Raw genomic sequence first — 6,317 nt, forward strand, 5'->3', positions numbered from 1 at the left:
CCCCGTGGGGGACACTTGTCCGGCACGCGCGCGTGCGGGGGTTAACCGGTCCCGAGCCGTTCGCTTCCGCCCGGGGACGCCGTGCCGACGGCCCCGGGCGCGTGCGCGATCACCGGCCGGCGCTGTCCACGACCGCCGACCACTCGTCCAGCAGGGCCTGCGCGGAGGCGTCGTCGGGGCCCTCCGCCCACAGGTGGGTGACCGCCTCGGCCGGGTCGGGCAGCACCATCACCCAGCGCCCGTCGGTCTCCACCACCCGCACACCGTCGGTCGTGTCCACGAAGCGATCCCCGGCGGCCTCGACCACACGCCGCATCACCAGGCCCTTGACGGCCCACGGCGTCGCCAGATCCCGCTTGAGGACGTGCGCCCGCGGGATACGGGCGTCGATCTGGCTCAGCGTGAGCTGCGTGCGCGCCACCAGCCCGATGAGCCGTACGAAGGCCGCTGTGCCGTCGTACACGCCGCTGAACTCGGGGACGATGAACCCGCCCTTGCCGTCGCCGCCGAAGATGGTGCCCTCCTCGCGCCCGACGCGCGTGAGGTCGTCCGGCGACGTGGTGGTCCACTCGACCTGGGTGCCGTGGTAGGCGGCCACCTGCTCGGCGATGCGCGTCGTGGTGACCGGCAGCGCCACCCGCCCGCTGCGCCGCTCGGCGGCCACCAGGTCCAGCATCACCAGCAGCGCCCGGTCGTCCTCGATGATCCGGCCCTTCTCGTCCACGAGCGACAGCCGCTCGCCGACGGGGTCGAACCGCACACCGAACGCGGCACCCGAGGACGCCACTATCTCCCCGAGCCGCACCAGCCCCTTGCGCCGCATCTCGGCCGTCTCGGTGGGCCGGGTCTCGTCCAGACCGGGGTTGATGGTCAGCGAGTCCACTCCGAGCTTGCCGAGCAGGCTGGGCAGCACCAGCCCGGCACTGCCGTTGGAGGCGTCCACGACGACCTTGAGCCCCGACTCGGCTATCCCGGTCGTGTCGACGTTGCGCAGCAGCGACCCGGTGTACGAGTCGAAGACGCTCGCCGGGAAGTACAGGTCGCCGATCTCGCCCGGGAACGCCCGCCGGTACTCCTGGCGCGCGAACACCCGGTCGAGCTTGCGCTGGCCGCCCTGCGAGAGGTCCCCGCCCTGGCCGTCGAAGAACATGATGTCCACGGAGTCCGGGACACCGGGCGAGGTCCGGATCATGATGCCGCCGGCGCTGCCCCTCGCGGTCTGCTGCCGGGCCACGGGCAGCGGTACGTTCTCCAGGTCGCGTACGTCGATGGCGCTGGCCTGGAGCGCGGAGATCACCGCGCGCTTGAGCGCCCGGGCACCGCGGGAGTGGTCGCGGGCCGTGGTGACCGTCGAGCCCTTCTTCAGGGTCGTCGCATAGGCGCCGGCGAGCCGTACCGCCAGCTCCGGTGTGATCTCCACGTTCAGGATGCCGGAGACACCGCGGGCGCCGAACAGATGCGCCTGACCGCGTGACTCCCAGATCACCGAGGTGTTGACGAAGGCGCCGGCCTCGATGGTCTTGAACGGGTACACGCGGACGTTGCCCTGGACGATCGACTCCTCGCCGATCAGGCACTCGTCCCCGATGACCGCGCCGTCCTCGATCCGGGCGGCCCGCATGATGTCGGTGTTCTTGCCGACGACACAGCCACGCAGGTTGCTGTGCTGCCCCACGTAGACGTTGTCATGGACGACGGCCTTGTGCAGGAAGGCCCCGCTCTTGACGACGACGTTGGAGCCGACGACGGTGTGCTCGCGGATCTCCGCGCCGGCCTCGACCTTCGCGTAGTCGCCGATGTACAGCGGTCCGCGCAGTACGGCGTCGGGGTGCACATCGGCGCCCTCGGCCACCCACACGCCGGGCGAGATCTCGAAGCCGTCGATGTCGACGTCGACCTTGCCCTCAAGGACGTCGGCCTGGGCCTTCACATAGCTCTCGTGCGTGCCGACGTCCTCCCAGTAGCCCTCGGCGACGTAGCCGTAGATCGGCTTGCCTTCCTTCATGAGCTGCGGGAAGACGTCGCCGGACCAGTCGACGGGTACGTCGGGCTCGACGTAGTTGAAGACCTCGGGCTCCATGACGTAGATGCCCGTGTTGACGGTGTCGGAGAAGACCTGTCCCCAGGTCGGCTTCTCCAGGAAGCGCTCGACCTTGCCTTCCTCGTCGACGATGGTGATGCCGAACTCCAGCGGGTTGGGCACGCGGGTCAGACAGACCGTGACGAGCGCGCCCTTCTCCTTGTGGAAGTTGATCAGTTCGGTGAGGTCGAAGTCGGTCAGGGCATCGCCGGAGATGACCAGGAAGGCATCGTCCTTCAACGCCTCCTCGGCGTTCTTGACGCTTCCGGCGGTACCGAGTGGCTTCTCCTCATTGGCATACGTGAGCTCCATCCCGAGCTCTTCGCCGTCACCGAAGTAGTTCTTCACGAGCGATGCCAGGAACTGCACGGTGACGACGGTCTCGGTGAGCCCGTGCCTTTTGAGCAGCCGTAGCACATGCTCCATGATCGGGCGGTTCGCCACGGGCAGGAGCGGCTTGGGCATGCTAGAGGTCATGGGGCGCAGGCGTGTGCCTTCGCCCCCGGCCATCACGACGGCCTTCATGTCGGAAGCGTCCTCCTCCAAGAGACGACGGTCTAGCCGACTTCACCCGTCCAGATTGTCCCGCACTTTTACACCGCGGGCCATCGAGGCGTTGTGTCTGGACAATCGCCGAGCTCAATCGGCCATGGTGTCCGCTCGAACCAATCGGCGGACCTGTACCACGTAGAGCACTCCTGCCCACCAATACAGGGTTGTACCCCATCCGGCGAACGCCCATCCGAAAATAGCGGCGAGTGACGAGATCCAACCACTTCCGTCACTGAGGAGCAGGAGCGGGAAGGCGTACATCAAGTTGAACGTAGCGGCCTTCCCGAGGAAGTTCACCTGGGGCGGCGGATACCCGTGCCGGCGAAGGATGCCCACCATGACCAGCAGAACCAGTTCACGCGCGAGCAAGAGCGCGGTCAGCCAGATCGGCAGGATCTCCCGCCACGTGAGCCCCAGGAGCGTGGAAAGCACGTAGAGGCGGTCGGCGGCGGGGTCGAGGAGCCGGCCGAGGCTGCTGATCTGATTCCAGCGCCGGGCGAGCTTTCCGTCGAGATAGTCGCTGACCCCGCTGAACGCCAGCACGAGGAGGGCCCAGCCATCGCTCTTCGGGCCGCCGAACTCCGGCCTGAGGATCAACCACAGGAACAGGGGTACGCCGACGAGCCGCGCCATGCTGAGGATGTTGGGGATGGTGAGGACCCGGTCCGTTTGGACACGGGTCTCCTGGACCTCCACCCGGGGGCCTCCTGTGCGAAACGAGCCAATGATGCTCACTGACTTTACCTCAACGCAAAAAAGCTCCGGCTCCTGGGCAGTGCCCAAGAGCCGGAGCTTCAAAAGGAGTTCGGCGGCGTCCTACTCTCCCACAGGGTCCCCCCTGCAGTACCATCGGCGCTGTGAGGCTTAGCTTCCGGGTTCGGAATGTAACCGGGCGTTTCCCTCACGCTATGACCACCGAAACACTATGAAACAAACAACAACCGAAGGCTGTTCGTGGTTTCAGAACCAACACAGTGGACGCGAGCAACTGAGGACAAGCCCTCGGCCTATTAGTACCGGTCACCTCCACACGTTACCGTGCTTCCAGATCCGGCCTATCAACCCAGTCGTCTACTGGGAGCCTTACCCCATCAAGTGGGTGGGAGTCCTCATCTCGAAGCAGGCTTCCCGCTTAGATGCTTTCAGCGGTTATCCCTCCCGAACGTAGCCAACCAGCCATGCCCTTGGCAGAACAACTGGCACACCAGAGGTTCGTCCGTCCCGGTCCTCTCGTACTAGGGACAGCCCTTCTCAAGACTCCTACGCGCACAGCGGATAGGGACCGAACTGTCTCACGACGTTCTAAACCCAGCTCGCGTACCGCTTTAATGGGCGAACAGCCCAACCCTTGGGACCGACTCCAGCCCCAGGATGCGACGAGCCGACATCGAGGTGCCAAACCATCCCGTCGATATGGACTCTTGGGGAAGATCAGCCTGTTATCCCCGGGGTACCTTTTATCCGTTGAGCGACGGCGCTTCCACAAGCCACCGCCGGATCACTAGTCCCGACTTTCGTCCCTGCTCGACCCGTCGGTCTCACAGTCAAGCTCCCTTGTGCACTTACACTCAACACCTGATTGCCAACCAGGCTGAGGGAACCTTTGGGCGCCTCCGTTACCCTTTAGGAGGCAACCGCCCCAGTTAAACTACCCATCAGACACTGTCCCTGATCCGGATCACGGACCCAGGTTAGACATCCAGCACGACCAGACTGGTATTTCAACGACGACTCCACCCACACTGGCGTGCGAGCTTCACAGTCTCCCAGCTATCCTACACAAGCCGAACCGAACACCAATATCAAACTGTAGTAAAGGTCCCGGGGTCTTTCCGTCCTGCTGCGCGAAACGAGCATCTTTACTCGTAGTGCAATTTCACCGGGCCTATGGTTGAGACAGTCGAGAAGTCGTTACGCCATTCGTGCAGGTCGGAACTTACCCGACAAGGAATTTCGCTACCTTAGGATGGTTATAGTTACCACCGCCGTTTACTGGCGCTTAAGTTCTCAGCTTCGCCCACCCGAAAGTGAGCTAACCGGTCCCCTTAACGTTCCAGCACCGGGCAGGCGTCAGTCCGTATACATCGCCTTACGGCTTCGCACGGACCTGTGTTTTTAGTAAACAGTCGCTTCTCGCTGGTCTCTGCGGCCACCCCCAGCTCACGGCGCAAAGCCGATCACCAGACGTGGCCCCCCTTCTCCCGAAGTTACGGGGGCATTTTGCCGAGTTCCTTAACCATAGTTCACCCGAACGCCTCGGTATTCTCTACCTGACCACCTGAGTCGGTTTAGGGTACGGGCCGCCATGAAACTCGCTAGAGGCTTTTCTCGACAGCATAGGATCATCCACTTCACCACAATCGGCTCGGCATCAGGTCTCACCCTGCAAGAGTGGCGGATTTGCCTACCACTCGGGCTACACCCTTACCCCGGGACAACCACCGCCCGGGATGGACTACCTTCCTGCGTCACCCCATCACTCACCTACTACCAACTTGGGTCAGCGGCTCCACCACTCCCCTTTGCCCGAAGGCTCCAGGGCGGCTTCACGGCCTTAGCATCACTGGATTCGATGTTTGACGCTTCACAGCGGGTACCGGAATATCAACCGGTTATCCATCGACTACGCCTGTCGGCCTCGCCTTAGGTCCCGACTTACCCTGGGCAGATCAGCTTGACCCAGGAACCCTTAGTCAATCGGCGCAAACGTTTCTCACGTTTGTATCGCTACTCATGCCTGCATTCTCACTCGTCAACCGTCCACGACTACCTTCCAGTGCCGCTTCACCCGGCAGACGACGCTCCCCTACCCATCACAACACCCGTTAGGGCTATACGCTGCAATGACACGACTTCGGCGGTACGCTTGAGCCCCGCTACATTGTCGGCGCGGAATCACTAGACCAGTGAGCTATTACGCACTCTTTCAAGGGTGGCTGCTTCTAAGCCAACCTCCTGGTTGTCTCTGCGACTCCACATCCTTTCCCACTTAGCGTACGCTTAGGGGCCTTAGTCGATGCTCTGGGCTGTTTCCCTCTCGACCATGGAGCTTATCCCCCACAGTCTCACTGCCGCGCTCTCACTTACCGGCATTCGGAGTTTGGCCAAGGTCAGTAACCCGGTAGGGCCCATCGCCTATCCAGTGCTCTACCTCCGGCAAGAAACACACGACGCTGCACCTAAATGCATTTCGGGGAGAACCAGCTATCACGGAGTTTGATTGGCCTTTCACCCCTAACCACAGGTCATCCCCCAGGTTTTCAACCCTGGTGGGTTCGGTCCTCCACGAAGTCTTACCTCCGCTTCAACCTGCCCATGGCTAGATCACTCCGCTTCGGGTCTTGAGCGTGCTACTAAAACGCCCTATTCGGACTCGCTTTCGCTACGGCTTCCCCACCCGGGTTAACCTCGCAACACACCGCAAACTCGCAGGCTCATTCTTCAAAAGGCACGCAGTCACGAGAATGGAGCAAGCTCCACTCCGACGCTCCCACGGCTTGTAGGCACACGGTTTCAGGTACTATTTCACTCCGCTCCCGCGGTACTTTTCACCATTCCCTCACGGTACTATCCGCTATCGGTCACCAGGGAATATTTAGGCTTAGCGGGTGGTCCCGCCAGATTCACACGGGATTTCTCGGGCCCCGTGCTACTTGGGTGTCTCTCAAACGAGCCGCTGACGTTT

At 62.8% G+C, this 6,317-nt stretch carries 2 protein-coding genes and 2 rRNA genes (1 of these 4 cut by a window edge); all 4 read right to left on the bottom strand.

What is annotated here, in order from left to right; all coding sequences use genetic code 11:
- Positions 1-109: 109 nt before the first annotated feature.
- Positions 110-2,605, bottom strand: coding sequence for a mannose-1-phosphate guanyltransferase (locus tag Srubr_RS04425; RefSeq protein WP_189998665.1), 2,496 nt, complete (start codon positions 2,603-2,605; stop codon positions 110-112).
- Between the two features lie 114 nt (positions 2,606-2,719).
- Complete coding sequence (locus Srubr_RS04430) at positions 2,720-3,328, bottom strand: CDP-alcohol phosphatidyltransferase family protein (protein ID WP_030603418.1); 609 nt, start codon at positions 3,326-3,328, stop codon at positions 2,720-2,722.
- A 107-nt stretch (positions 3,329-3,435) separates the two neighbouring features.
- Positions 3,436-3,552 (bottom strand): 5S ribosomal RNA (rrf, locus tag Srubr_RS04435).
- Between the two features lie 70 nt (positions 3,553-3,622).
- A 23S ribosomal RNA gene (locus tag Srubr_RS04440) occupies positions 3,623-6,317 on the bottom strand; it runs 427 nt beyond the window's last position.

It is taken from the genome of Streptomyces rubradiris, from assembly GCF_016860525.1.
In the GTDB taxonomy this organism is placed as follows: Bacteria; Actinomycetota; Actinomycetes; order Streptomycetales; family Streptomycetaceae; genus Streptomyces; species Streptomyces rubradiris.